This is a genomic window from gamma proteobacterium symbiont of Lampromicra miyakona, assembly GCF_059730895.1.
The window spans coordinates 285,260-312,216 of the sequence record NZ_AP035932.1; the positions used below are offsets into that span (position 1 = coordinate 285,260).

Consider the following 26,957-nt stretch of genomic DNA (forward strand, 5'->3'; position numbering starts at 1 on the left):
CGATAAATTCGGTAGTGACCTTCGTCATTATCGATCGCACACACTGTAGCGGCGCGATTTATCGCGCTATGTATCAATTGCTCTTCTGCAATCGACTCATTTCATTGTCTTTATTCACTGTGTAATCTCCTGAATCCAGTGAGAATATCACGCCACCATCCTGCTTCCGCTGAATTTTCATCAGTAAATTTTTATCCAGACAATTAGCAGGGGGGGGCATTTGCTTAAAGCAAATGCGGTCCTTTTTTTCTAATGACTGATATCCCTCACCTAGTGCATAAAAATAATAGGTGATGGGGCCATTATCATTAAAGGCTTTAATATTGTATTTTGACGTTATTTGCGGCTGGTGAATCAACCACCACCTTATTTTTTTATCGTCAGAGTAAGGCAGGTGATCGACGATAATTGATGCAGAATAGTAATCCTGGTGAACGTCAATAACGTTAACTTCCCTGAAGTTCAGGTAGCAGTATATGCCACTGGCTAATGCAACAAGCAGAATTAATCCTGCCCATGTCTTCCTGCTCATTAACGGCCGCCTTCAATATCTATCACAGCATCCATGTTCGTCAGAAAAGGACGAAAGCCAAATTTATCATAACGTTGTAAGGTGAACCATATCTTAAAAAACTGAAATTGTCTGAATTTATGCTTGTGAATATCATGCGTATCCAGACCGAAATGATCCTGTCCGCTGAAGCGCATTTTTGCCCTCCAGCGCGCACCATTAACGTCAAGACTCAATATGTCAATTTTGGTAGCATAAACATCATGAACAGTAATGCCTAAACCATTTATTTTATCCATAATTAATGAATCGAACTTTGGCAGGATCGAGTTATTAATGGCAGAATTAATATCACCTATATTTTTCAATGGCAGGCCTTTGATACCATAATCAATATTAACATTGAGCGTATCAATTATGGCTTTGTGTGTACTGTTTATGCTTCTGTCGTTCATAATTTTGTCCCGATATGCCATATCCAGCGACAAATCCCGAAACGGCAGGCCGCTGGAGCGCATAAAATGCTCCAGCATCTTATTTATCAGGAAACGTTGCGGGCCAACAAGTGCGAAAGGTAATGACGTGGTTTGCATCTCAGCAAACAGCAGCCTGGCGCACTCCAGCGGTGAAAGCTTTTCGCCAGGTTTCGCATAAGCACCAGCAAAGCGCGACTGGGGATTATGGAAGGGATGCAGCCACGTCATGCTCCACGGGTCGACCACATTGGAAATGTGGGTGAGGCCGAATTCGTTTTTCATCCGGCGTTCACAGATATCGCCGTAGCGCATATCGTCAGCGCCATAGTCATTAAACATGCGCTGTGTGGTGAAGATATTGAGCGGAAAAGTGGCTAAAGCCATGCGTGATACTCCCTGTCACTGACGAGTCCGTTAATCCGGTCGCGGATTATTTAGTCAGTAAGTGGAGCGGTGAGAATTGATCTGGTGCAGTGCCTTGTGTGAATAACCTCTCGCCGACACAAAAAGAGAAAAAACAAAAACCCCGCGCGGTGGCGGGGTTGAGGACAATGCTTAAGCCGATTAGGAAGCCAGCGACAGCGCCGGTTTCTGGCCGTTTTCTGCCAGCCAGTCGCGGATGCGCGCCTGTTCGGCTTCGCTCAGCCACATACCCTGCTTGGTACGGCGCCAGATGGCGTCGTCCAGCTCGCGCACCCACTCGTGCTTCACCAGGTAACGCAGTTCGGCTTCATAGAATTCGTGGCCAAAGTTTTCACCCAGATCTTCACGGCTCTTCGCGCCTTCCAGCAGCACTTCAGTACGGCTGCCGTAGGTGCGGGCGAAGTGACGTGCCATGCCTTCGCTGATGAACGGATAGCGACGGCGCAGGCTGGCAGCGTAATCTTCACGCGTACCGGAGAAATCACCGCCTGGCAGCACGGCGTTTTTGGTCCACGCCGGACCGGCATCGGGGTAGTATTTCGCCAGTTTCTCCAGCGCATGCTCCGCCAGCTTGCGATAGGTGGTCAGCTTGCCGCCGAACACAGACAGCAGCGGTGCCTGACCGTTGTCATCGTGCACGTCCAGCGTGTAATCACGGGTGATCGCCTGCGGTGAATCGGATTCATCATCGCACAGCGGACGCACGCCGGAGTAGGTCCAGACGATATCGTCGCTGGTCAGTTGCTTTTTAAAGTGCGCGTTATACACCTTCAGCAGGTAGCTGATTTCATTGTCATCGATTTTGACATTTTTCGGATCGCCTTTGTATTCGACGTCGGTGGTACCGATGATTGAAAACTCATCCATCCACGGAATTACAAACACGATGCGGTTATCTTCGTTCTGCAGAATGTAAGCCTGCTTCTCGGTGTGCACGCGCGGCACCACGATATGGCTGCCTTTGATAAGGCGAATACCGTACGGCGATTTCAGCTTCAGGCCATCGTCAAAGAACTGTTTCACCCAGGGACCGGCGGCGTTAACCAGCCCTTTGGCGCGCCAGGTGTAGGTTTTGCCGGTATCGACGTCTTCCGCTTCCACCATCCACAGGCCGGCTTCACGCCAGGCGCGGGTTACGCGGGTGCGGGTGCGCACTTCGCCGCCCTGTTTCACCACTTCCTGCGCGTTAAGCACCACCATGCGCGCATCGTCTACCCAGCAGTCGGAATATTCGAAACCGCGCGTAATTTCAGGCTTCAGGGCCGATTCCGCGCCAAAACGCAGACCTTTACTGCCTGGCAGCGTAGTGCGCTTACCGAGGCGATCGTACATAAACAGGCCCATGCGGATCATCCACGCCGGACGCAGATGCGGGCGGTGTGGCAGACGGAAACGCATCGGGAAGGCGATGTGTGGCGCCATTTTCAGCAGCACTTCACGTTCGGCCAGCGCTTCGCCCACCAGACGGAATTCGTAATGTTCCAGATAGCGCAGGCCACCGTGAATCAGCTTGGAACTGGCAGAGGAGGTTGCACAGGCCAAATCCCGCGCCTCCAGCATCAGCACTGACAGGCCGCGTCCTGCAGCATCCACTGCAATGCCGGCACCGTTGATGCCGCCGCCGATCACGATCAGGTCTTTGGTTTCCACGTCATCTCCTCCGATGTTCGGAATAGTTCTAAAATGTTCGTTTTCGAGCGTAATAATAATCGGAAACCAACATTGACGCCAGCGCTTAACTCAATAAAAACATTCTTGCGTGATATAGCTAACATTTCGGCAGGAAAAAAATCACATATCCACAGGATTTGTCAGGTTATGGCGGCGGCTTATCAGGGTAAACTAACGCCAATTGATGACGAGGTAATGAGAGACCCATGGAAACCTTCGAGTGTATTAACGTCCTGCAGGCTAACGAGCATCTGGCACAGGGAGCGCAACTGGTAGACATCCGCGATCCGCAAAGCTTCGCCATGGGCCACGCCACCGGTGCCCAACATCTGACCAATGACAACCTGGCGACGTTCATTGCCGGCGCCCGGCACGACCAGCCGGTGCTGGTGATGTGCTATCACGGCAACAGCAGTAAAGGCGCGGCGCAGTTCCTGTTAAGCCAGGGCTTTAGCGACGTCTACAGCATCGACGGCGGTTTTGATGCCTGGCGCGCGGCGTTTCCGACGCAGGTCGCCATCGGCAGCCTCTGATTGACCGATTAAAGGAAGGAGAGCACCGCATGATGCGCATCACCCAGTTTAACCAGCCGCGTATGGCGCAGGCGTTTGTCGATTACATGGCGACGCGCGGCGTCACGCTGCGCATTGAGCGCGAAAGCCACTATGTCATTGTGCTGGATGACGACAGCAAGCTGGAGATGGTCGAAAACGAACTCGCGCAGTTCGTGCGCGATCCCAACCATCCACGCTATCAGGCGGCGAGCTGGCACAGCGGTACTACCGACAGCGGTCTGCGTTATGAGCGTGGCAATATCTGGGCAAACATTCGCGAACGCGCGGGCCCGCTCACGCTGACCATCATGATCGCCTGCGTGGCGGTGTTTATCCTGATGCAGATTGTCGGCGACGATGTGGTACTCGGCTGGCTGGCCTGGCCGGCGGATTCCTCCCAGTATTTTCAGGTGTGGCGCTGGTTCAGCCACGCGCTGCTGCACTTCTCGCTGCTGCACATTCTGTTCAACCTGATGTGGTGGTGGTATCTCGGTGGTGCGGTAGAGAAGCGCCTCGGCAGCGGCAAGCTTTTCGTTATCATGCTGATTTCAGCACTGCTGAGCGGCTGGATGCAGGCGAAGTTCAGCGGCGTGCTGTTTGGCGGGCTGTCCGGCGTGGTCTATGCGCTGATGGGCTACTGCTGGCTGCGCGGCGAGCGCGATCCCGAAAGTGGCATTTATCTCGAGCGCGGCCTGATTGGCTTCGCTATTGTATGGCTGGTGATTGGCTGGTACGGCGCCTTTGGCCTGTCGATCGCGAACGCTGCGCACGTCACCGGTTTGCTGGTGGGGCTGGCAATGGCGTTTGTTGATACGCGCAAACGCGCACGTCGCTAGCAGCAGGATAAAAAGAACACGGCCTTGAGCCGAGGAGAGAGATGTGAAGCAGACGCAACGTCATGACGCCATTATCGATCTGGTCCGGCGTCAGGGGTATGTCAGTACGGAAGAGCTGGTGGATCACTTTGAGGTCAGCCCGCAGACTATCCGGCGCGATCTGAACGATCTGGCCGATCAAAACAAAATTCAGCGTCATCACGGCGGCGCAGCGCTGCCTTCCAGCTCGGAAAACACCGCGTGGCAGGATCGCAAAATGATGTGGTCGGCGGAAAAGGCACGCATCGCCGAGCGTGTGGCGAGCCAGATCCCGGACGGTGCCACGCTGTTTATTGATATCGGCACCACGCCGGAAGCGGTGGCGCATGCGCTGCTCAACCACAACAATCTGCGTATCGTCACCAACAACCTCAACGTGGCGATTTTGCTGATGGGCAAGCCGGATTTCCGCGTAATTATCGCCGGCGGTGAAGTGCGCACGCGCGACGGCGGTATCATGGGGGAAGCCACGCTCGATTTTATCTCGCAGTTCCGGCTCGATTACGGCATTCTCGGCATCAGCGGTATTGATATGGACGGTTCGCTGCTGGAGTTCGACTATCATGAAGTGCGCACCAAACGCGCCATTATCGAGAACTCGCGCTGCGTGATGCTGGTGGTGGATCACTCGAAGTTTGGCCGTAACGCCATGGTTAACCTTGGCAACATGAGCCTGATTGATTACCTGTATACCGATCAAACCCCGCCGTTAAGCGTACTGAAGGTGATTGAACAGCACGAAGTCCATCTGGAGCTGTGCTGATTTCCCAGGTGCGCATCAATGCGCACCCTGTGAGGCACCAGGTCATCGCACTTATTGTAGGGTCGCCATTGATGGCGACCAGGCCGCAGCGGCACGCCTTTTTTCACTGCATCTTCATTTCCCTGTCGCTTTTTTCAGCGTCCGCGGCTTAACTTACTCTTTCAGATTTGCGCTTGCCCGTGTTTACCGTTTCGGATGCAAAGGGATGCACTATGTCGCCGCTAAAATTCAATAAAACCCGCTTTGACGCCGCGCTGACCCGCCAGTGGCAGCAGCTCGGACTGACTTCCGCCCGGCAGATGACGCCGCATCAGTGGTGGCAGGCGCTCAGCCGGGCGCTGATGGAACTGCTCGCCGCACAGCCGCCCGTGCCGCCGAAAAGCGCTCAGCGCCACGTTAATTATCTCTCAATGGAGTTTCTGCCCGGCCGGCTGACCGGCAATAACCTGCTCAATCTCGGCTGGTATAACGAGGTGGCTGCCGCGCTGGCAGAGCACCAGGTTGAGCTGAATGAACTGCTGGAGGAGGAGGTCGATCCGGCGCTGGGCAACGGCGGTCTGGGACGGCTCGCGGCCTGCTACATGGATGCGATGGCGACGGTCGGCCAGCCGGCGATGGGGCACGGCCTCAACTATCAGTACGGACTGTTTCGTCAGTCGTTTGTGGCCGGACAGCAGCACGAAGCGCCGGATGACTGGCAGCGCGATCGCTATCCGTGGTTCCGCCACAACGCGGCGCTGGATGTGCCGGTGGGGCTGGGCGGTAAGGTCAAAAAGCGCGACGACGGCAGCGTCGAATGGCGTCCGGCACAGCAGCTGATCGGCCAGGCCTGGGATCTGCCGGTAATCGGCTATCGCAACGGCATCACGCTGCCGCTGCGCCTGTGGCAAGCCACCAGTGCGCAGCCGTTTGACCTGACGCTGTTTAACGCCGGGAAATTCCTGCAGGCGGAGCAGCCGGGCATTGAAGCCGACAAGCTGACCAAAGTGCTCTATCCCAATGACAACCATGCGCCAGGTAAACGTCTGCGGCTGATGCAGCAGTATTTCCAGTGCGCCTGCGCGGTGAGCGACATACTGCGTCGTCACCGGCTGGCGGGCCGTGCGCTGCATACGCTGCCGGATTTCGAAGTTATTCAGCTCAACGATACCCATCCCACCATCGCTATTCCGGAGTTACTGCGTCTGCTGCTGGATGAGCATGGCCTGAGCTGGGACGACGCCTGGCACATTACCAGCCGCACCTTTGCGTATACCAATCACACGCTGATGCCGGAGGCGCTGGAGCGCTGGCCGGCGAGCCTGCTGCGCGAACTGCTGCCGCGCCATCTGCAAATCATCAAACAGATCAATCGCCAGCTGAAGCAGCAGGTCAAACAGCGCTGGCCGAATGACAGCGCCCTCTGGCACAAGCTGGCGGTGGTGAGCGACGGCGAAGTGCGCATGGCCAATTTGTGCGTGGTGAGCTGTTTCGCCGTCAACGGTGTGGCAGCGCTGCACTCGCAGCTGGTGGTTAACGATCTGTTCCCGGAATATCACCAGCTGTGGCCGCACAAGTTTCATAACGTCACCAACGGCATTACGCCGCGCCGCTGGCTGAAGCAGTGCAACCCCCTGCTGTCCGCGCTGATTGACGACAGCCTGCAGGTGGAGTGGGCCAACGATCTCGACGCGCTGGAATGGCTGGCGCCGCTGGCGAAGAAGAAAAGTTTTCGCCAGCAGTTCCGCACCATCAAGCAGCAAAACAAACTGCGGCTGACGGTGTACATCAAACGCGTGACCGGCATCGATATCAATCCTGACGCGCTATTTGATGTGCAGATCAAGCGCCTGCACGAATACAAACGCCAGCATCTCAGTCTGTTGCACATCCTGCACTGCTATCGCCAGCTGCGCGATAACCCGGACAATCCCGACTTCGTGCCGCGCGTATTTTTGTTTGGCGCTAAGGCGGCGCCCGGCTATTTGCTGGCAAAAAACATCATCTGTGCCATCAATAAAGTCGCGGAGGTGATCAACAACGACCCGCTGGTGGGCGATCGCCTGAAAGTCGTGTTTGTGCCGGATTACCGGATTACCGCCGCCGAGCTGATCATTCCGGCAGCCGATCTCTCGGAGCAGATCTCCACGGCCGGTTACGAAGCCTCCGGTACCGGCAACATGAAGCTGGCGCTCAACGGCGCGCTGACCATTGGCACGCTGGACGGGGCTAACGTGGAGATTGCCGAGGCGGTCGGTGAGAAAAATATCTTTATCTTCGGCAACACGGTGGATGAGGTAAAAGCACTGAAGGCCGACGGTTACAGTCCGAAGAAACTGCGTAAGCACGATCGCTATCTCGACGGTTTGCTGAAGGAGCTGGAAAAGGGCAAATTCAGCGATGGCGACCGGCAGGTATTTGCGCCGCTGCTGGAGAGCCTGAGCAAACAGGGCGATCCGTGGCTGGTACTGGCCGATTTCGCCGCTTACATCGCGGCGCAGCAGCGCGTCGAAGCGCTGTGGCGCGATCCGGAAGCGTGGACCAAAGCGGCGATTCTCAACACGGCGCATACCGGCCGCTTCAGTGCCGATCGTTCGATTCGCGATTATCAACAGCGTATCTGGCAGGCGGCGCGCTGAGCCGCCGGAAAATGACGCTGCATGCGTAATGTGCGCACGGCAACGAAGGAGACAACATGGCCATGAAGAAACTGGATCAGGCTGCACGGGATGCCGGTATCGCACTGAGTTTTATCAACAATAAAGGTGAGTCACAGACCATCAGCGACGACACCAAACGCGCGCTGCTGGCGCTGATGGATGCCCCGACGGGCAACGCGCCACCGCTGCCGCCGGTGCTGGTGTTCACGCCGCCCGGGCTGCCTGAACTGACGCCGCAGGGCAGCGACGACTACCGCTGGCAACTGGTGAGCGAGCAGGGGCAGCACTATGACGGCACGCTGAGCGCGGGAGAAAGCCTGGCGCTGCCGGCAGAACTGCCCGAGGGCTACCATCAGCTCACGCTGAGCACTTCACGCCAGCAGTGGCAGACGCGCATTATCATCGCACCGGCGCGCTGTTATCTGCCGCCAGCGCTGGCGCAGGGGGAGAAGCGCTGGGGCGCGCTGGTGCAGCTCTACACGCTGCGCTCGGCGCGTAACTGGGGCATCGGCGACTTTGGCGATCTGATGCAGATGCTGGAGCAGGTCGCCGCTCACGGCGGCGATTTCATCGGTCTCAACCCGCTGCATGCGCTCTATCCGGCGCAGCCGGAGCACGTCAGCCCGTACAGCCCGAGTTCGCGCCGCTGGCTCAACGTGCTGTACATCGACATCAATCAAATCGACGAATTCACCCACAGTGAAACCGCCCAGCGCTGGTGGCACAGCGCGCCAACGCGCAAAGCGCTAAAACAGGCGCGCAGCGCAGCGTTTGTCGATTATCGCGCGGTGACGACGCTCAAGCTGACTGCGCTGCGTTTTGCCTGGCAGCACGCGCAGCCGCAGCTGACACAGCAGCCGGCGTTTCAGCAATTTCTTGCGGAAGGCGGCGATGCGCTGCGCTATCAGGCGGCATTTGACGCCATCGTGGCAGCGCGCAGTCAGCAGCATCCCGACGAGTGGGGCTGGGAAAAGTGGCCGTCAGGCTGGCAGCAGGCGCAGCAGCCAGAGGTGCAGCAGTGGTGCGCACAGCATGAGGACGACATTCTGTTCTGGAGCTGGCTGCAGTGGCTGGCGCAGCAGCAGTTCGCCGCCTGCTGGCAGCGTAGCCAGCAACTCGGGATGGCGGTCGGGTTATATCGCGATTTGGCGGTTGGCGTGGCACAGCACAGCGCGGAAACCTGGCAGGATCCGCAGCTGTATAAGCTGGGCGCGTCGGTGGGCGCACCGCCGGATCCGCTTGGCCCGCTCGGGCAGAACTGGGCGCTGCCGCCGCTCGATCCACATGTACTGCGCGCGCGGGGCTATCAGCCGTTTATCGATCTGCTGCGCGCCAATATGCGCGATTGCGGGGCGCTGCGCATCGATCACGTTATGGCGCTACTGCGTTTGTGGTGGATTCCCTATGGCGAAAGTGCCGATAAAGGCGCGTATGTCGCCTATCCGGTGCACGACCTGCTGGCGATCCTTGCGCTGGAGAGTCAGCGTCAGCGCTGCATGGTGATCGGTGAAGATCTCGGCACCGTGCCGCAGGAGATCGTCAGCCTGCTGCGCGACCGCGGCATTTTTTCGTGGAAGGTGCTGATGTTCGAGTGCGGGGAGGACGGGCAGTTCCGGCCACCGGCAGCCTATCCGCGCCAGTCGATTGCCAGCGCCAGTACCCATGATTTGCCGACGCTGAGCGGATTCTGGCATGCCGCCGATCTGCAGTTGCGCGAGCAGCTGGGGCTGTTTACTAAACGCAGCATGCTGAAGGCGGCCATCGCGGAACGCGATGGGCAGAGAACCGCGTTGCTGAACGCCCTGAGCGAGGCGCAAGCCATTGATACGCGCAGCAAAAACCGCGCCGGCCAGCGTCTGACGCCTGCGCTGAATCAGGGCGTGCACCGCTTTCTGGCGTACACCGACAGCGCCCTGCTGGGGCTGCAGCCGGAGGACTGGCTGGGAATGGAGACGCCGGTCAACGTGCCGGGCACGGTAGCCGAATACCCCAACTGGCGGCGCAAACTGCGCGTACCATTGGAGAAGTTGTTTAGTTACCGGAAAGTGCAGCAGCTGCTGGCGATCGTCAATGAAGGGCGTAAGAAGCCGTAAAACACGCGGCAGCCGGGGTGGCTGCCGCATCTTCTATCAGTAGTAGGAGTGCTCGCCGCGCTGATGCTCGGTGAGATCGCGCACGCCTTTCAGCTCAGGGAAGGCGGCCAGCAGCTCTTTCTCGATGCCGTCTTTCAGCGTCACGTCAATCATCGAGCAACCGTTACAGCCGCCGCCGAACTGCAGAATGGCGTAGCCTTCGTCGGTGATCTCCATCAGCGAGACGCGACCGCCGTGGCTGGCCAGCTGCGGGTTGATCTGCGCCTGCAGCAGATACTCCACGCGCTCAACCATCGGCGCATCGTCCGACACTTTACGCATCTTAGCGTTCGGCGCTTTCAGCGTGAGCTGTGAGCCGAGGTTATCGGTCACGAAGTCGATTTCCGCATCTTCGAGGTACGGCGCGCTCAGCTCATCAACATAGGCAGACAGCTTGTCGAACTTCAGTTCGGTATCGGTGGCTTCGACCGCGTCCGGCGGGCAGTAGGAGACGCCGCACTCGGCGGTTGGCGTACCCGGGTTAATAACGAATACGCGAATCTGGGTGCCATCTTCCTGTTTTGACAGCAGTTTTGCGAAGTGCTCTTGCGCAGTATCAGTAATACGGATCATGGCGATTGCTCAATAGTTGACTAAAATACCTGGTTATAATACGCCCAACGCCGACGCTCTACAAGGTACGGCACAGGCATCCTATGTGTACGCTGGCCGCGCCCTGCGCCAGTAATAAGCGGCTGATTTCCCCCACCGTGCTGCCGGTGGTCACCACATCATCGATAAGCAGGATGTGGCGTCCGCGCACCGCCATTTCAAGGCGAAACGCGCCACGCAGATTGCTTTTCCGGGCGCGGGCGCTGAGCACATGCTGCACCGCACCGTGTCGCACCCGGCGCAGACCTTCGCGGTATTCACAGCCGAGCCAGCGCGCCAGCGGTTTAGCCAGCAGCGCGGCCTGATTATAACCGCGATGCCAGGCGCGGCGGCGATGCAGCGGCACGCTCAGCACCAGATCGATACGCGGCAACGGCTGCTGGCGGCGCTTTGTTAATAATTTTAACAAAAGCAGCCGTGCCAGCATCACCCTGAGTGCGGTTGCGCGCGAGAATTTGAGCTGCTGCACCCATTCGCTCAGCGGCGGCACATAATCACTCACGCAAGTGAGCGCCTGCCACGGCGGCGGCCGGCGCAGACAGCGTCCGCACGCTTGATCGCCGCTGGCCGGCAGTCCGCAGCAGGGACAGAGCGCCGGCATCGCCGGTAGCTGACGCAGACATACGCTGCACAGGCCGTGCCGGGCGATACGCAGCGGCAGACGGCATAGCCAACACAGGGCCGGGATTGCTAGCATAGCGACCTCCTTTTCACTTTTCGGGAGTGTAACCGATGGGTTCGCTTTACTGGCACACCACAGGCACAGGCGATCGCGATCTTGTGCTGCTGCACGGCTGGGGACTGAACGCCGAAGTGTGGCAACACATTGTTCCGCGACTCAGCCCGCATTTTCGTCTGCACCTGGTGGACCTGCCGGGATTTGGCCGCAGCCAGGGATTTGGGCCGCTGAGCCTGGCGCAGATGGCGCAGCAGCTATTACCGCAGTTGCCAGCGCGCGCCGTGCTGCTCGGCTGGTCGCTGGGCGGCTTAGTGGCCAGCCAGCTGGCGCTGAGCCAGCCCGATCGCGTGGCGGCATTAATTAGCGTGGCCTCGTCGCCGTGCTTTACCGCCCGGGATGAATGGCCCGGCATTCAGCCTGAGACGCTGGCGACGTTCCAGCAGCAATTGAGCAGCGATTTCCAGCGCACGGTGGAGCGTTTTCTCGCGCTGCAAACCATGGGGACGGAAAATGCGCGTCAGGATGCGCGCCAGCTGAAAGAGGTAGTGCTGTCGCAGCCGATGCCGTCAGTGGCGGTACTGGAAGGGGGATTGAACATTCTGCGCCACGATGATTTGCGCAGCGCACTGGATGGGCTGACGCTGCCGTTCCTGCGTATTTATGGCGCGCTGGATGGCCTGGTGCCGCGCCGCATTGCGCCGCAGCTGGATGCGCGCTGGCCGCATTCGCAGTCGGTTGTCATCGCGAAGGCCGCGCACGCGCCGTTTATTTCGCACCCGGAGGCGTTCTGCCAGCAGGTGCAGCAGTTCATCCACGCAGCCACATAAACTGCCAGGCGGCCAGCACCAGCGGCTGGCTGCCATCCACGCGCTGCCCGCTGATCACATCCTGAAAAGGGCGCGCCTGCGGCAGCGTGGTGCTGATCTCGCGGCTGCTGAGATTGAACACGCACAGTAACCCTTCGTCGCTGTCCGCGGCGTGACGGCGCAGCAGCAGCACCGCGTTGTCGCTCTCCAGCAGCGTCATCGGATTGTCCGGATGGAACGCCGGCTGACGGGTGCGCAGCTGAATCAGCGCGCTAAGCCGCTCAAACACCTGCTGACGCAACGGGTTGCCGCCGCTGATTTGCTGTTCGATATCGCGCAGGCTGTACTTCTCACGGTTGATGGCGCGGTTGTGCCCGGCAGCGCGCACGCCTTCGTTGTCATTGCGCGAGCCGAGAATACTTTGAATATAGATGGCGGGCACGCCGGGAAAGGCCAGCAGAATCGCGTGCGCCAGCAGGAAGCGACGCAGGCGCGTCTCGTCATCGTCGGTCTGGTGATTGAGCGCATCCAGATACGTTACGTTGATTTCATACGGGCTGGTGCTGCCGTCCGGGTTGTTTTTATAGGACACCAGCGCGCCCTCCAGCGCCAGTTCACGCACCAGCGCCACAATCTCCACTTCCGACAAAATTCCGCGTGCCGGATTGAGGCCAATGCCGTCGTGCGAGGCGAGAAAATTAAAGAAGGTGGTGCCGCCATTCCCGGGCTCAAGCGTGCTGGCCCACTGGCGCAGCGCGCGCGCCGAGCCGGAGTGAATGGCGTGCAGCACCAGCGGTGGCAGCGAAAACTGGTAAACCATCTGCGCTTCGTCGTGGCCGTTGCCGAAATAGCTGATGTTATCCTGATGCGGCACGTTGGTTTCGGTCACGATCACCGTACCTGGCGCGACTTCGTTGGCGATGGCGCGAAACAGCTTCACCAGCTGATGGGTTTTGGTCAGATGGATACAGCGTGTGCCCGGCGTTTTCCACATGTAGCCCACCGCGTCCAGCCGCACGTAATCCGCGCCTTTGTTGAGATAATCCAGCAGTACGCCCACCATGCGGATCAGCACCTGCGGATTGGCGAAGTTGAGATCGATTTGGTCGGCGCTGAAGGTGGTCCAGATAAAGCGCGTGTCGCCGTTAGCGAGGGTAAACGGCGTCAGCAGCGGTGAGGTGCGCGGGCGCGTCACGGCGCTGAGATCAGTCGCAGGCGGCATGCTGATAAAGAAGTCGTCCCAGCCGGCATCCTGCGCCAGAAAGTGGCGAAACCACGCGCTGTGCGCCGACATGTGGTTACAGACGAAATCGAACATCAGCCGGGTTTCGCTGTGCAGCGCCGTGATGTGCCGCCAGTCACCGCAGATCGGATTTACCTGGTGATAATCGATAACCGAGAAGCCATCGTCGGACGAATAGGGGAAAAATGGCAGCAGATGCACCAGGCTGAAGGTGGACTGCAGATGCTGCTGAAAAAAACGCGTAAAGCTGGCGAGCGTGGGCTGCTCGGGTTCGCGGAACTGGTCAGCGTAACTGATCAGCACCACGTCTTTTTCATCCCAGTGCGCTTTACGCGGCAGCTTTACCGTGTCGCGCGCCGCGCGGATGTGCGAAAGCAGGCGCTCGCGCGCCGCGACGGGGAAGCTACCTTCATAAATCTCATCGAGCAGGAAGTTGATAATGTCCATCGGATCGCCGGGTTACGCGGAAGGTCATTTTTTCACACGGTTTTTTCAGCGTAGTCCGCCAGGACAATTTATCAACCTCCTGTACTCGCGCGCCGCTTAGCGTTTCTTCCCAAACGCGGCCGCCAGCGCATCGCCCATCGCACTGTTACCGACGCTGCTGCTGGCAGGTTTGCCGCGGCCTTTGGCACCGGCGGCCGGCCGCGCGGTCTCTTTGCCTGCGCCACGGTTGCCGCCGCTGCGCGCGTTGCTTTCACCCGGCTGCTCATCCAGACGCATGGTCAGCGCGATACGCTTACGCTGCAGATCGACTTCCATCACCTTCACTTTGACGATATCGCCGGCTTTCACCACCTGATGCGGATCGTCTACGAATTTGTCCGACAGCGAAGAGATATGCACCAGGCCGTCCTGATGCACGCCGATATCGACGAACGCGCCGAAGTTGGTCACGTTGGTCACCGCACCTTCCAGCACCATGCCCGGCAGCAGGTCGTTGAGCGTTTCCACGCCTTCGGCAAACTGCGCGGTTTTGAACTCCGGACGCGGATCGCGGCCCGGTTTCTCCAGCTCTTTGATGATATCGGTGACGGTCGGCAGCCCGAAACGCTCATCGGTGAAGTCGCGCGCATTCAGGTCGCGCAGGCTACCCGGATTGCCCATCAGTTCATTCAGCGCCTGTTCCGTAGCGGCGAGAATGCGCTCCACCAGCGGATAGGCTTCCGGATGCACCGTTGAGGCATCCAGCGGATTATCGCCGTGGTTAATGCGCAGGAAGCCAGCGCACTGTTCAAAGGCTTTCGGCCCAAGGCGGCTCACCTTCAGCAGCTGCTGGCGGTTCTGGAAACGGCCGTTTTCGTCACGCCAGCTGACAATGTTCTGCGCCATCATGCGCGTCAGACCAGCGACGCGCGTCAGCAGCGCCACCGAAGCGGTATTCAGATCGACGCCCACGGCGTTCACACAATCTTCCACCACCGCATCGAGTTTTTTCGCCAGCTGGCTCTGGCTGACATCGTGCTGATACTGGCCAACGCCAATCGATTTCGGGTCAATTTTGACCAGCTCTGCCAGCGGATCCTGCAGACGACGGGCGATAGACACCGCACCGCGCAGCGAAACGTCGAGATCGGGGAACTCCTGCGCCGCCAGTTCGGAAGCGGAATAGACCGATGCTCCGGCCTCACTGACAATCACTTTTTGCGCTTTGATTTGCGGGAACTGCTTCTGTACGTCGAGGAAGAAACGCTCGGTTTCACGTGAAGCGGTGCCGTTGCCGATCGCCACCAGTTCAACCTGATGTTTCGCGCACAGTGCCGCCACCGAGGTCGCGGCTTTGGCCGCCTGGCCGGTATGCGGATAGATGGTATCGGTCGCGACCAGCTTGCCGGTAGCATCGACCACCGCCACTTTGACCCCGGTGCGCAGGCCAGGATCGAGGCCCATGGTGGCGCGCATGCCGGCGGGAGCTGCCATCAGCAGATCGTGCAGATTACGGGCAAACACGTTGATCGCTTCGTCTTCCGCCCGTTCGCGGATGGTGCCCATCAGTTCGGTTTCTAGGTGCAGCAGGACCTTGATGCGCCAGGTCCAGCTGACCACGGCTTTGCGCCAGCTGTCGGCCGGTGCGTTGTTCAGGCGCAGGCCAAGGTGGTCGGCGATCAGCGTTTCACCGTAGCTTTCGCGCGGCGCTTCATCAAACTGCGGATCGGCGTTGAGCGACAGCTGTAAAACGCCTTCGTTACGGCCACGGAACATGGCCAGCGCGCGGTGCGACGGCACGCTGCTCAGCGCTTCGTGATGATCGAAGTAGTCGCGGAATTTAGCGCCTTCTTCCTCTTTGCCTTCCACCACGCGCGCAACCAGATGGGCGTTCTTCCACAGGTATTCACGTACTTTCGCCAGCAGCGTGGCGTCTTCGGCGAAGCGCTCCATCAGGATATAGCGTGCGCCATCCAGCGCGGCACGCACATCGGCAACGCCTTTGTCCGCGTCGACATAACGCGCTGCCAGCTGCTCGGGGTCCTGAGACGCATCGTTCCACAGCATCTCAGCCAGCGGTTCCAGCCCGGCTTCGATAGCGATCTGCCCGCGCGTGCGGCGCTTCTGCTTATAAGGCAGATAGAGATCTTCCAGCTCGGTTTTGTTCAGCGTGCCGTTGATGGCAGTGGCTAATTCCGGTGTCAGTTTGCCCTGGTCTTCAATGGATTTCAGAATCGACTGGCGGCGTTCCTCCAGCTCACGCAGATAGCCGAGACGGCTCTCCAGCGTACGCAGCTGGGTATCATCCAGCCCGCCGGTCACTTCCTTACGGTAACGTGCGATAAACGGCACGGTGTTCCCTTCATCCAGCAAGCGAATGGCGGCGTCAACCTGGTCGGCGCGTGCCTTCAGCTCACCTGCGATAATCTGGCTCAGCGAATCTTTCATCATCAGTAACTGTCTTGCTTACACAGGGTTAGAAATAGGGGACAGTTATACGGACTGAGGCCGCAAATTGCCAGCCGCTGACCGGTGAATCCGTCTTTTTCTGAATGCAGCGCGCAACTCAGAGAAACTTAGCCACCTATGTGTTAAACCCCAGCGCAATGGCGTGCCGGTTGCTGCCAGGCTCGCCCCGCCTCTGCCCTATAATCCGTGGCAAACCACGGAAGGAGGGTGAAGCAATGATCAAATTACTGCTGCTGCTGGCCGGACGCGAGCTGCTGGTGCGTTATCGTCTGCTGATTTATGGCCTGGCGCTGTGCGGCGTGCTGCTGGCCGGCATGATCGTGGCGGACGTGCTGGTCGATGGGCATATCAATCTGTCGCTACAGGTGCTGGCGCTCTTACTGTCGCTGTCGCTGCTGTTTAACCTGCTGAGCGGCGAGGTGTCGCTGCAGCGCTGGCTTAATCTGCTGTTTTCCCTGATTTTTGTCGGCACGCTGCTGGCCGGCGCGCTGTGGCACGGTGATGAAAGGCAACTAAAGAAACTGCTGCTGACGGTGATGGAAATCTGCCTGTTGTTTAACGGCCTGTTTCGCTGTCTGAGCGCGGCGCTGATTCAGCGTCAGCGCTGGGTGCGACATTTTATGCTGGGCTGCGGCGAGATGGTTCTTAGCGTGGTGCTGTTTTTCAATGACAACCTGCATACCTGCCTGTTGCTGGGCAGCTGGCTGGTACTGTTGCTGCTGTCGTTCAGCCTGACGGTGTGGCGCGTCTGGCGCCAGTGGCAGCGCCTGCCGGCGGGTCAGTCCGTTACGCTGCTGCCGTGGTTTTGTCGCGGCCATCGTCATATCGCGCGGCTCCGGCCGTGGCAGCAGGCCCGCTTTCCGCCGGACGCTGCGGCATTTCCTCTCTGTGTCCACGTCTGGCAGGCGCAGTCTGAAGCCAGTCAACAGCCGAAGCGCTATGTGATTGACCGTTACATCGGCGTGATTAACGGTGAAGGGCACTTTTGTACCGGCCACGCGGCACTGAGCTTTGGCGAGTGCGGCTACATCAGCCTTTATCCGCAGCAGGAGATCGATCCGCAACCGCACGAGCTGCCGCGTCTGCTGCTGGCCGGACAGATTAACGATCGTCCCGGCCGTTTTCTCCCCTCGCTGGCGGCAGAGATTGCCGACTGGCGCAGCCCGGATTTAACCTTCAGTTTTCAGCACTACAACGGACAGGCGCTCGCCAGCTACTGGCAGGCCAACCGTGGTGACAGCCTGTATAATCTGACGGCAAAAAACTGTTCGACCACCGTGGTGGATGCGCTGGACGTGGCGTTTGAAGGCTATTACGGCCAGCGGCTGCAGCAGGTGTTTGCGCTGCTGTTGCAGCCGGCATTCTGGGGCGCCTGCGTGCTGCGCGAACGGGCAGAAATCATGACCTGGACGCCCGGCCTGGTCGCCGATTATGTGCGCCTGATGAAAAAGACGCTGGGTGCCTGTCCGGGCAGGTAAGGCTTTGTGATAGCCTCTGTGCAGTGAACAGGGCTGTAACCACGAGTGAAGCGATGAAAACCCAACTGATTACCCGCGAAGGCTATAACAAGCTGCGTGCTGAGCACGACCATCTGTGGAATGAGAAGCGGCCGGAAATCACCCGCATTGTCTCCTGGGCCGCCAGCCTGGGCGATCGCTCTGAAAACGCCGATTACACCTATAACAAGCGCCTACTGCGCCAGATCGATCGGCGCGTGCGCTATCTGCGTAAATGCCTCGCCGAGCTGAAAATCGTTGATTATGCGCCGCAGCAGGAGGGCAAAGTGTTCTTCGGTGCCTGGGTGGAAGTAGAGAATGAGCAGGGCGACGTGAAGCGTTTTCGCATCGTCGGACCGGACGAGATCTATGGCGATACGGTGAAAGAGTACATCTCCATCGACTCGCCGATGGCGCGCGCGCTGATCAAAAAAGAGGTGGATGACGAGGTGACGGTGAACACGCCGGAAGGACAGAAGGTGTGGTTTGTGAACCGCATTGAGTACGTCACGGAAAGTGAGGAAAAAAGAGGCGGAGAGTAATGGCCTGGTGAAACAAGCCGGGGCGCAACTTATTCTCCGCTGGCGAAAGGGCTGGCAGTATAAGAGGGGGAAGCGCCGCAGCCTTGCCGCGCCATATAAGCGTTATTTGCCCGGCGTGGTCGCCGTGGTCGTTGAGGTGCTGCTGCCGCCGTGATCGCCGCCGCCCATGGTGGCCAGCGCGACGCCGAGCAGGGCTCCCACCGCACCGATGCCGATAGCATCTGAATTACCTTTGGCCGTGGTCGACGCCTGTGCGCCGGCGGCTTCGCCCGCTGGCGTAGCGGCCTGAACCTGTGTGAGGCTGGTGAGTACCAGAGCGCTCAGCAGAACAACGGTTTTTTTCATCTTTCTTCTCCACATGAACTCAGTAAGCAGGTACCGATGCAGTGTCGGAGATCATTTGCGCAGAGGAAAGGGGAGTTTACTGACTGATTTAAATCACTTTATTTAACACTGGCCTTATTTTGCGCGCGCACTGGCACTGTTCCGAGCGCGGATACGCAGTGAGCGTAGAAAACGCGATATTTTATGCTGCTGAGCGCGGCCGCTGGCTTATCCAACAGGCGAAACTTAAGCCAAATGGCGCGCCCTGCCTGACGGCGGAAGCGGGACGGCCCGGCTGGACCACTCGCCGGCAGAAAACGCCGCTGATTTTCAGACAAGCGCTAAACGGCGTCAAAATCAGTCAGAAAAGCGCGAGCGGAGCCGCAGTTCGCGGTTAAAATTAAAGATAAGCTGCTGTTTAATATGCTTTGTAACAATTTCGGCTAGAATATAAACCATTAATGACTGTCACAGACAGGCATCTTTTTTACACAATATCGGCTCAGGCAATGGCGCCTTTGGGAGTTGAACATGCAAGAGAACTACAAAATTCTGGTCGTCGATGATGATATGCGTCTGCGCGCACTGCTCGAACGCTATCTCACCGAACAGGGCTTTCAGGTGCGCAGCGTCGCCAACGCCGAGCAGATGGATCGTCTGCTGACCCGCGAATCATTCCATTTAATGGTGCTCGATTTAATGCTGCCGGGCGAAGATGGCCTGTCAATTTGCCGTCGTCTGCGTAGCCAGAGTAACCCGATGCCGATCATTATGGTCACCGCGAAAGGTGAAGAGGTCGATCGTATCGTGGGGCTGGAAATCGGCGCCGATGACTACATTCCAAAACCGTTCAACCCGCGTGAGCTGCTGGCGCGAATTCGTGCTGTGCTGCGTCGTCAGGCCAATGAGCTGCCGGGCGCGCCGTCGCAGGAAGAAGCGGTCATCGCCTTCGGTAAGTTCAAACTGAACCTCGGCACGCGCGAAATGTTCCGTGAAGATGAGCCGATGCCGCTGACCAGCGGAGAGTTCGCCGTGCTGAAAGCGCTGGTGAGCCATCCGCGTGAGCCGCTGTCGCGCGATAAGCTGATGAACCTGGCGCGCGGGCGTGAGTACAGTGCGATGGAGCGTTCTATCGACGTGCAGATCTCTCGTCTGCGCCGCATGGTCGAAGAAGATCCGGCGCATCCGCGCTACATCCAGACTGTCTGGGGCCTTGGCTACGTGTTCGTTCCGGACGGCAGTAAAGCATGAGGCGATTGCGCTTCTCACCCCGCAGTTCGTTTGCCCGCACCCTGTTGTTGATCGTTACCTTGCTGTTCGTCAGCCTGGTAACGACCTACCTGGTGGTGCTCAATTTCGCCATTCTTCCCAGTCTGCAGCAGTTCAACAAAGTCCTCGCCTACGAAGTGCGTATGCTGATGACCGATCGGCTGCAGCTGGAGGATGGTACGCAGCTGGAAGTGCCGCCGGCCTTCCGGCGCGAAATTTATCGTGAGCTGGGCATCTCGTTGTACACCAACGCGGCGGCGGAAGAGAGCGGGCTGCGCTGGGCGCAGCATTATGAATTCCTCAGTGAACAGATGGCGCAGCAGCTGGGCGGGCCGACCGACGTGCGGGTTGAGGTTAACAAAAACTCGCCGGTGGTCTGGCTGAAAACCTGGCTGTCGCCGGATATCTGGGTGCGCGTACCGCTGACCGAAATCCATCAGGGCGACTTCTCACCGCTATTCCGCTATACCCTGGCGATTATGCTGCTGGCGATTGGCGGCGCCTGGCTGTTTATCCGAATACAAAACCGACCCTTAGTCGATCTTGAACACGCTGCGTTGCAGGTGGGGAAAGGCATTATTCCGCCACCGCTGCGCGAATACGGTGCCTCGGAAGTGCGTTCGGTGACGCGCGCTTTCAACCAGATGGCGGCGGGCGTGAAGCAGCTGGCCGATGACCGTACGCTGCTGATGGCCGGCGTCAGCCATGATTTACGCACGCCGCTGACGCGCATCCGTCTCGCCACCGAGATGATGGGCGAGGAAGATGGCTACCTGGCCGAGTCGATCAACAAAGATATCGAAGAGTGTAACGCCATCATCGAGCAGTTCATCGATTACCTGCGCACCGGGCAGGAGATGCAAACCGAGCGCGCCGATCTGAATAGCGTGCTGGGCGAAGTAGTGGCGGCGGAGAGCGGCTACGAGCGCGAGATTGAGAATGCGGTGATGGACGCGGAGCTGATGCTGGATATTAACCCGCTGTCGATTAAACGCGCGGTGGCGAATCTGGTGGTTAACGCGGCGCGCTACGGGAACGGCTGGATCAAGGTCAGCAGCGGTCAGGAATTGAATCGCGCGTGGTTCCAGGTGGAGGATGATGGTCCGGGCATTAAGCCGGATCAGTTACAGCATCTGTTCCAGCCGTTTGTACGCGGCGACAGCGCGCGCAGCACCAGCGGCACCGGCCTGGGCCTGGCGATTGTGCAGCGTATTATCGATGCGCATGACGGATCGCTGGAGATTGGCGACAGTGAACGCGGCGGATTACGTATCCGTGCGTGGTTACCGATTCCGGAAAACAGCGCCACGACGGCAGTAAGCAGTAACGTTAGTTAAATTTCCGCACCAACCGTAGCGGCGCAATCTATTGCGCATCCATCAGCGATATTACCGCTGCAGGCATACGCGATAAATCGCGCCGCGACGAAATGTGCCATCGCTAAGCCGCCGTTGTGGCGGCCAGGTTACCTCACAGCTGCGGGCCGGCCTGCACCAGCGCCTTACCGGCATCGTTATCGGTGTACTTCTCGAAATTGGTGATAAAGCGCTGCGCCAGCGCTTCGGCAGCCTGCTGCCAGGCGGCGGCGTCAGGCCAGCTGCGGCGCGGATCGAGAATGGCATCGTCCACCTGTGCCAGCGTGGTGGGCACCTGCAGATTGAACACCGGCAGCGTCACGGTCTCCGCTTCATCCAGCTCACCGGCCAGAATCGCGTTGATGATAGCGCGCGTGTCTTTCAGCGAAATGCGCTTGCCGCTGCCGTTCCAGCCGGTATTCACCAGATAGGCCTGCGCGCCAGACGCCTGCATACGTTTCACCAGCACATCCGAGTACTGCGTTGGATGCAATGTCAGGAACGCCGCGCCAAAACAGGCGGAGAAGGTTGGGGTGGGTTGCGTCACACCGCGTTCGGTGCCGGCCAGTTTGGCGGTAAAGCCGGACAGGAAGTGGTACTGGGTTTGCTCCGGCGTCAGACGCGAAACCGGTGGCAGTACGCCAAACGCATCGGCGGTCAGGAAGATGACCTTCTTCGCGTGGCCCGCTTTCGACACCGGCTGCACGATGTTTTCGATGTGCTCGATTGGGTAAGACACGCGGGTGTTTTCCGTCTTGCTGGCGTCGGCGTAATCGACCGTGCCGTCAGCGCGCACCACCACGTTCTCCAGCAGCGCATCGCGGCGAATCGCGCGGTAAATCTCCGGCTCGGCCTGCTCTGACAGATTGATGGTTTTGGCGTAGCAGCCGCCTTCGAAGTTAAAGACGCCGTCGTCGTCCCAGCCGTGCTCATCGTCGCCGATCAGCTGACGATCCGGATCGGTAGAGAGCGTGGTTTTACCGGTACCGGACAGGCCAAAGAACACCGCCACGTCGCCCGCTTTGCCGACGTTGGCCGAGCAGTGCATTGAGGCGATACCCTTCAGCGGCAGCAGATAGTTCATGATGGCGAACAGGCCTTTTTTCATCTCGCCGCCGTACCAGGTGCCGCCGATCAGCTGCATGCGTTCGGTCAGGTTAAAGGCGACAAAATTCTCGGAATGCAGCCCCTGCGCCTGCCAGTCCGGATTGGTGCACTGCGCTGCGTTCATCACCACGAAATCCGGCGTAAACTCAGCCAGTTCGGCCTCAGTCGGACGGATAAACATGTTTTTGACGAAATGCGCCTGCCACGCCACTTCCATCACGAAACGCACGCTGAGGCGGGTGTCCGGGTTGGCGCCGCAGAAGGCGTCAATCACAAACAGACGCTTGCCGGAAAGCTGTTGCGTGCAGCGATCTTTCAGCGCCTGCCAGGTTTCCTGTGACAGCGGCTGGTTGTCGTTCTTGCCGTTGCCAACGTCGTTCCACCACAGCGTGTCACGCGTGGTGTCATCCCGCACGATGTATTTATCTTTCGGCGAACGTCCGGTGAAGATGCCGGTATCCACGGCAATGGCACCGCTCTGCGTCAGGGTGCCGCGCGCGTAACCTTCCAGCTCCGGGCGGGTTTCTTCCTGAAATAACGTGGCGTAATCAGGGTTGTACACCACCTCGGTGGTGCCGCTAATTCCGAGCGTTTCGAGGTCTTGCGATGTCAGGCCGTTAACGCGCATGTGACTGCTCCTTAAATCGGTACTTCATGGCATTTTTTATGAGGGTTTCTGCGTCCTGCTGCGCATAGCCGCACAGGGCAGATCGCGCGCAGTGTACACGTCTGAGCGAGGTGGAAAAGTGAAGAGAGTTAAAAATGCGAGCTGGAACGTGACAAGTAGAGAAATCTGCCACTTATGAAACTAAAGTTAGCGTAAATTAGTTAATTTCCGTGAAAAATCATAGCGCTACGCCGGCGGAAAATACGGGCGGCGTCACCGCCCGTTTGCTGATTAATGCAGTTGATCGCTATTGCCGGAGGGAGCGTTACGAATAGCAGCAATATCCACGGCGTCGTACACATAGTGCGTGCCGCAGTAGTCGCAGTGCATATCGATTTTGCCGTCTTCGACCAGAATCTCATCCACTTCCTCTGGTGGCAGCGTTTTCAGCACTTCACCGCAGCGTTCGCGCGAGCAGGTGCATTTGAAGCTGACCGGCGCCGGATCGTAAACCGTGGCTTCTTCCTGATGATAGAGACGCCACAGTACGTCAGTAGCGGGCAGCTCAATCAGCTCTTCGCTCTTCACGGTTTCGGTTAACGTGGCCAGATGGTTAAAGTCATCCAGGTTGGGCTCCTGCGCGGGCAGCACCTGCAGCAGAATACCGGCTGCGCCTTTCTCGCTGGTGCGAATGAACAGGCGGGTTGGCAGCTGCTCGGAACGCATGAAGTAATCTTCCAGACAGCCCGCCAGCGTATCGGCTTCCAGGCCGACCACGCCCTGATAGCGCTCGCCTTTCTCAGGCGAAATGGTGATCACCAGATAGCCGTTACCCACCATCTGCTTCAGGCTGCTGCCGGCGGCAATCTCCGCATCCTCTTTCAGCCGCGCCACGCCGCGCAGCTCCTGGCGGTTATTTCCGTTGATCACCGCCATGCTCAGCGGGCCATCGCCCTGCAGCTGCACGGTGATGTCGCCGTCAAATTTCAGCGTAGCGGTGAGCAGGCTGGTGGCGACCAGCAGTTCGCCCAGCAGGGTTTTGACCGGCTCGGCGTAGTCGTGGTTCTGCACGATGTCGCGCCAGGTTTGAGATGCGTTGACCAGCTCGCCGCGCACGGCGACGTTTTCAAACAGGTAACGATGCAGTTGATCTTGAACAGACATAAGGTTTCTCTCGTGGGGGCGCGAGTTATTCATCGCCCGACAATTTAAATTTCAGCAGATCGCGGCGCTCTTTTTTATCCGGGCGACGATCGGGATGCGGCATGGTCAGGGCATTCATTTTGCGAGCCAGCGCGTTCTTTTCGCGCTTTTCGATGCTGGCGGCCGTCTCCGCGTACATCTGCTGCGCTTCGCTGGCCGGACGCCGCTGGTCGCCGATGGCGGTGATGATCACCGTGCGCTCATCGTTGCCCTGACGCAGCGTCAGCTCGGCCTGCAGTTCGACCACTTTGCCCGGTTTGCTGCGCTGGCCGTTGTAGTGCACTTTGCCGCCTTCAATCATGTCGCGAGCCAGCGCGCGGGTTTTATAGAAGCGCGCGGCCCACAGCCATTTATCAAGGCGGACGCCTTCACTGGTTTTCTCTTTCATTGCGGCTCCTGCTGTTACGCTGCGTCGCGCCGTGTGGCGATCGGTCGCACATGGTCGCATGACGCCGGAAAGATGGACCGGGCCGGTGCCGGATACCCAAAGGTATGGGTACAACGTGATAAATCAAGGGCGAGGTGCCGTTGCGGGCTGCCGATCCATCGCCAATCCCTTAAGCGTAATCGGCATTTTGTTTTCCGCCCTGAAAAACAGGGCGACAGGGTAGCACAGAAGGCGGAGGGTCAGAACAGCGAGCGCACGCTCTGCATAGTGCTGAGGTTGTGGTTAAAGCACTTGTCGTAATACTGCTGAATCTGCGCCATACGCAGGCGGTTGCGGTGGATGCGGCGCAGCGCCAGCAGGCCGTTGCTGACGGCGCTGACAATCAGCACCAGCATCAGCAGCGCGGTGCCCAGATAGCGCCACTGCGCCATGGCGTCGGGCTCGTTGTGCAGGGCGATGTGGCGTGTGCCGTTGGCATCGGTGGTAATGCTGGTAATGATACCGCTGGCGGCAAACGGCGTGTGCAGCAGCATGCCGGACAGGCGCTGCAGTTCGTGCCATTGTGAAGGGGCGTCGAGATCGAACAGCGCCACCGACGGCTGCGGCTGGTTCACCATCTGCCGGCCTTCATCGCTAATGATCAGGAATCCGCCCGGCGGCGGGCTGTTAAGGGTTTCCGCCGCGCGACGCGTCTCCCGCGAGAAGAAGGTCGAGGTGGCGGTGTTCACCAGATTCTCCAGCGCTTCGGCGCTAACCGGGCGCAGCAGCACGTTCATGCCGTTGAGCTTGCCGGAATCCGCACGGTGAATCAGCGTATCCCAGTCTTTGGCATTACCGAGGTTGACCAGCGCATTTTTCAGGCGCACGCAGTCCTGCGGCTGGCTGCACAGCTGCTGGGTTTTCAGCACCAGGTCGGAGAAATCATCCAGCAGGATCATGCCTGATTTCTGAATCGCCGATGCCAGCTGCGGGTTAAGTTTCGGGTCGGTGTTGGTTTCCGGATGCAGCTGCTGCGTGGTGGTCTCCAGCAGCGCGGCGGCTTTGTCGATGATGTCGGACTGCGGCAGCGGCAGCGGCGCAGCGTTGTTCCAGTAAATCGCCGAGCAGTCGAACGGCATGTAGCCGTAGCTGCGGTTGCTCTGGTAATTGCCCGGAACCGAGCACATGCCGGTGCCGCTCACTTTCAGGCTATCGCCAATGTGCAGCGGCAGGGCAGTGAGTTTATCGACGCTGTTCACTTCCACGCTCTCAGTCCCTTTTAACCAGGCGAGGCTGAGTTTGATCGGCATGCTGAGCGGAATCCAGCTCACCAGCATCACCAGCACCAGCAGCGAACCGCACGCCAGCACTAGGTTTTTACGCCAGCGCTGTACCGGGAAGTTGCGGACTTCATCCTGTAACGACAGGAAGCGCCCCTGGCGTACCACCTGACGATTCAGGTAGATATCCACATCTGTCACCTGGCCCAGGTCGTGCGCCACATAAGGCTGCCAGTGTGCCGGATAGATTAAGTCGATGATGCCGAGCGAAATGTTGCTCTGCTCCTGATTGGATTCGCCAAACAGGCCCCAGCGCTTCGGTGCGCCGCGCAGACAGTGCACATCGCGCAGCCCTTTTTCACCGGGGAATCGGTACATAAACCACAGGCTGACAGCGACGATCGCGCCGGCGGGCAGCGCAATCCACAGCATCAGGCTGCCGGGCAGCACCAGGCTGAGGAAAAACAGCAGGAAGGCGCAGCAAATAGCGCTGGCTTCACGCGTGCCGTCGGCGCGCGACAGCTGATACTCTTCCGGCGACTCTTTGCGCACCTGTAGCAGCTCGACGTTTTCGCTCTCCTCTTTACGAATCGAAGCGTTGGTCGACATCGGCCGCACCAGCGGTGGCAGCGCCGGTTGTTCCACCGCATAGTTCACCAGCGAGTGCCCGTTGAGCGAGATCACCAACGGCAGGGTCTGGGTACGGATCAGCTCGACGTAGTTTTCTTCAGCGATGTACTGCTCCCACAGCGGCGGCAGATGTACCTCGACTTCATCCAGGTAGTAGCGCCATTTGTGGGGATCGTCAGTGGAGAGGCCGTAACGGGTGATGGAGCGGGTAACGGGATAAACATTATTGCTCTGTGCGGTCAGCGCCAGCGCTTCGGGTTCCCGTGACGATCGGGTCGATCGCCCGCCGCTGTGCTGACGCGCTTTACCCAGCGACGCAATATACTTCTCAACGGCAGCGCGTTCTTCATCGGTGAGTTTACGGCAGGGCGGACTGATAAACGGCAGTGGTTTCGCCAACGGCGGACGATGCCGCATAGCGTACCAGTAGCCGATTCCGGCCACTAACGAACAGGCCAGCATGACAGCCAGAATGACGATAAGAGTGCTCATGCTTTG

Annotated in this window: 22 protein-coding genes; 10 read left to right on the forward strand and 12 right to left on the reverse strand. The window is 58.8% G+C overall.

Translation table 11 applies throughout. The annotated features are described in order from the left end of the window. Positions 1 to 73 precede the first annotated feature (73 nt). The 3 genes from AC6I8P_RS01260 to glpD form a co-directional block, all read right to left on the reverse strand. Positions 74 to 532, reverse strand: coding sequence for a DUF943 family protein (locus tag AC6I8P_RS01260; protein WP_211724965.1), 459 nt, complete (start codon positions 530 to 532; stop codon positions 74 to 76). Beyond that, complete coding sequence (locus AC6I8P_RS01265) at positions 532 to 1,371, reverse strand: DUF3289 family protein (protein WP_211724964.1); 840 nt, start codon at positions 1,369 to 1,371, stop codon at positions 532 to 534. The genes AC6I8P_RS01260 and AC6I8P_RS01265 overlap by 1 nt, the downstream gene beginning before the upstream one ends. A gap of 180 nt (positions 1,372 to 1,551) precedes the next feature. Further along, positions 1,552 to 3,060, reverse strand: a complete 1,509-nt coding sequence (gene glpD, locus AC6I8P_RS01270) for a glycerol-3-phosphate dehydrogenase (RefSeq protein ID WP_058759321.1) — start codon at positions 3,058 to 3,060, stop codon at positions 1,552 to 1,554. A gap of 227 nt (positions 3,061 to 3,287) precedes the next feature. On the opposite strand from glpD, the gene glpE reads away from it, so the two are divergent. From glpE to malQ, 5 genes are all read left to right on the forward strand, one after another. Then, positions 3,288 to 3,614 carry a thiosulfate sulfurtransferase GlpE gene (gene glpE, locus AC6I8P_RS01275; protein ID WP_058759320.1) on the forward strand — a complete coding sequence of 109 codons (327 nt, stop codon included), beginning with the start codon at positions 3,288 to 3,290 and terminating at the stop codon, positions 3,612 to 3,614. Positions 3,615 to 3,646: 32 nt separating this feature from the next. After that, positions 3,647 to 4,471 (forward strand): rhomboid family intramembrane serine protease GlpG, encoded by an 825-nt coding sequence (gene glpG, locus AC6I8P_RS01280; protein WP_125309891.1) that lies wholly within the window; start codon positions 3,647 to 3,649, stop codon positions 4,469 to 4,471. A gap of 43 nt (positions 4,472 to 4,514) precedes the next feature. Next, entirely contained in the window at positions 4,515 to 5,273 is a 759-nt protein-coding gene (locus AC6I8P_RS01285; protein WP_058759319.1) for a DeoR/GlpR family transcriptional regulator, read from the forward strand. Between the two features lie 212 nt (positions 5,274 to 5,485). After that, positions 5,486 to 7,891 (forward strand): maltodextrin phosphorylase, encoded by a 2,406-nt coding sequence (gene malP, locus AC6I8P_RS01290; protein WP_498030919.1) that lies wholly within the window; start codon positions 5,486 to 5,488, stop codon positions 7,889 to 7,891. Between the two features lie 56 nt (positions 7,892 to 7,947). Next, the gene (malQ, locus tag AC6I8P_RS01295; protein ID WP_498030920.1) at positions 7,948 to 10,005 is read left to right on the forward strand and encodes a 4-alpha-glucanotransferase; all 2,058 of its coding nucleotides are present in this window, start codon (positions 7,948 to 7,950) and stop codon (positions 10,003 to 10,005) included. A gap of 36 nt (positions 10,006 to 10,041) precedes the next feature. Here malQ and nfuA read toward each other — a convergent pair whose 3' ends face one another. Both nfuA and gntX read right to left on the reverse strand, forming a co-directional pair. Next, complete coding sequence (nfuA, locus tag AC6I8P_RS01300; RefSeq protein WP_021507402.1) at positions 10,042 to 10,617, reverse strand: Fe-S biogenesis protein NfuA; 576 nt, start codon at positions 10,615 to 10,617, stop codon at positions 10,042 to 10,044. Between the two features lie 58 nt (positions 10,618 to 10,675). Beyond that, positions 10,676 to 11,353, reverse strand: coding sequence for a DNA utilization protein GntX (gntX, locus tag AC6I8P_RS01305; protein ID WP_211724961.1), 678 nt, complete (start codon positions 11,351 to 11,353; stop codon positions 10,676 to 10,678). 35 nt (positions 11,354 to 11,388) lie between these two features. Between gntX and bioH the strand changes: the two genes are divergently transcribed. Further along, a complete protein-coding gene (gene bioH, locus AC6I8P_RS01310) occupies positions 11,389 to 12,162 on the forward strand; it encodes a pimeloyl-ACP methyl ester esterase BioH (protein WP_211724960.1) in 774 nt (257 codons plus the stop codon). Here the strand turns inward: bioH and AC6I8P_RS01315 are convergent. Next, the gene (locus tag AC6I8P_RS01315) at positions 12,143 to 13,831 is read right to left on the reverse strand and encodes an alpha-amylase family glycosyl hydrolase (RefSeq protein ID WP_211724959.1); all 1,689 of its coding nucleotides are present in this window, start codon (positions 13,829 to 13,831) and stop codon (positions 12,143 to 12,145) included. The genes bioH and AC6I8P_RS01315 overlap by 20 nt on opposite strands. A 96-nt stretch (positions 13,832 to 13,927) precedes the next feature. Further along, positions 13,928 to 16,258 (reverse strand): Tex family protein, encoded by a 2,331-nt coding sequence (locus AC6I8P_RS01320; RefSeq protein ID WP_428846713.1) that lies wholly within the window; start codon positions 16,256 to 16,258, stop codon positions 13,928 to 13,930. Positions 16,259 to 16,494: 236 nt separating this feature from the next. On the opposite strand from AC6I8P_RS01320, the gene AC6I8P_RS01325 reads away from it, so the two are divergent. After that, positions 16,495 to 17,757 carry a hypothetical protein gene (locus AC6I8P_RS01325; RefSeq protein ID WP_459746295.1) on the forward strand — a complete coding sequence of 421 codons (1,263 nt, stop codon included), beginning with the start codon at positions 16,495 to 16,497 and terminating at the stop codon, positions 17,755 to 17,757. Between the two features lie 53 nt (positions 17,758 to 17,810). Next, entirely contained in the window at positions 17,811 to 18,317 is a 507-nt protein-coding gene (gene greB, locus AC6I8P_RS01330) for a transcription elongation factor GreB (protein ID WP_021507408.1), read from the forward strand. A gap of 102 nt (positions 18,318 to 18,419) precedes the next feature. Here the strand turns inward: greB and yjbE are convergent, their stop codons facing one another. Beyond that, positions 18,420 to 18,662 carry an exopolysaccharide production protein YjbE gene (gene yjbE, locus AC6I8P_RS01335; RefSeq protein ID WP_021507409.1) on the reverse strand — a complete coding sequence of 81 codons (243 nt, stop codon included), beginning with the start codon at positions 18,660 to 18,662 and terminating at the stop codon, positions 18,420 to 18,422. A gap of 510 nt (positions 18,663 to 19,172) precedes the next feature. On the opposite strand from yjbE, the gene ompR reads away from it, so the two are divergent. Together ompR and envZ are read left to right on the forward strand one after the other, a co-directional pair. After that, the gene (gene ompR, locus AC6I8P_RS01340; RefSeq protein WP_001157751.1) at positions 19,173 to 19,892 is read left to right on the forward strand and encodes an osmolarity response regulator transcription factor OmpR; all 720 of its coding nucleotides are present in this window, start codon (positions 19,173 to 19,175) and stop codon (positions 19,890 to 19,892) included. Further along, positions 19,889 to 21,247: a two-component system sensor histidine kinase EnvZ gene (gene envZ / locus AC6I8P_RS01345; protein WP_031279686.1), complete on the forward strand. Its 1,359-nt coding sequence runs from the start codon at positions 19,889 to 19,891 to the stop codon at positions 21,245 to 21,247. Before ompR ends, envZ begins: the two co-directional genes overlap by 4 nt. A gap of 133 nt (positions 21,248 to 21,380) precedes the next feature. Here the strand turns inward: envZ and pckA are convergent, their stop codons facing one another. The 4 genes from pckA to AC6I8P_RS01365 form a co-directional block, all read right to left on the reverse strand. After that, complete coding sequence (gene pckA, locus AC6I8P_RS01350) at positions 21,381 to 23,000, reverse strand: phosphoenolpyruvate carboxykinase (ATP) (RefSeq protein ID WP_021507411.1); 1,620 nt, start codon at positions 22,998 to 23,000, stop codon at positions 21,381 to 21,383. Between the two features lie 270 nt (positions 23,001 to 23,270). Continuing rightward, positions 23,271 to 24,143 (reverse strand): Hsp33 family molecular chaperone HslO, encoded by an 873-nt coding sequence (gene hslO, locus AC6I8P_RS01355; RefSeq protein ID WP_021507412.1) that lies wholly within the window; start codon positions 24,141 to 24,143, stop codon positions 23,271 to 23,273. A gap of 25 nt (positions 24,144 to 24,168) precedes the next feature. Beyond that, entirely contained in the window at positions 24,169 to 24,570 is a 402-nt protein-coding gene (gene hslR, locus AC6I8P_RS01360) for a ribosome-associated heat shock protein Hsp15 (protein ID WP_021507413.1), read from the reverse strand. A 239-nt stretch (positions 24,571 to 24,809) separates the two neighbouring features. Beyond that, entirely contained in the window at positions 24,810 to 26,951 is a 2,142-nt protein-coding gene (locus AC6I8P_RS01365; protein WP_349844139.1) for an intracellular growth attenuator family protein, read from the reverse strand. Positions 26,952 to 26,957: the final 6 nt, after the last annotated feature.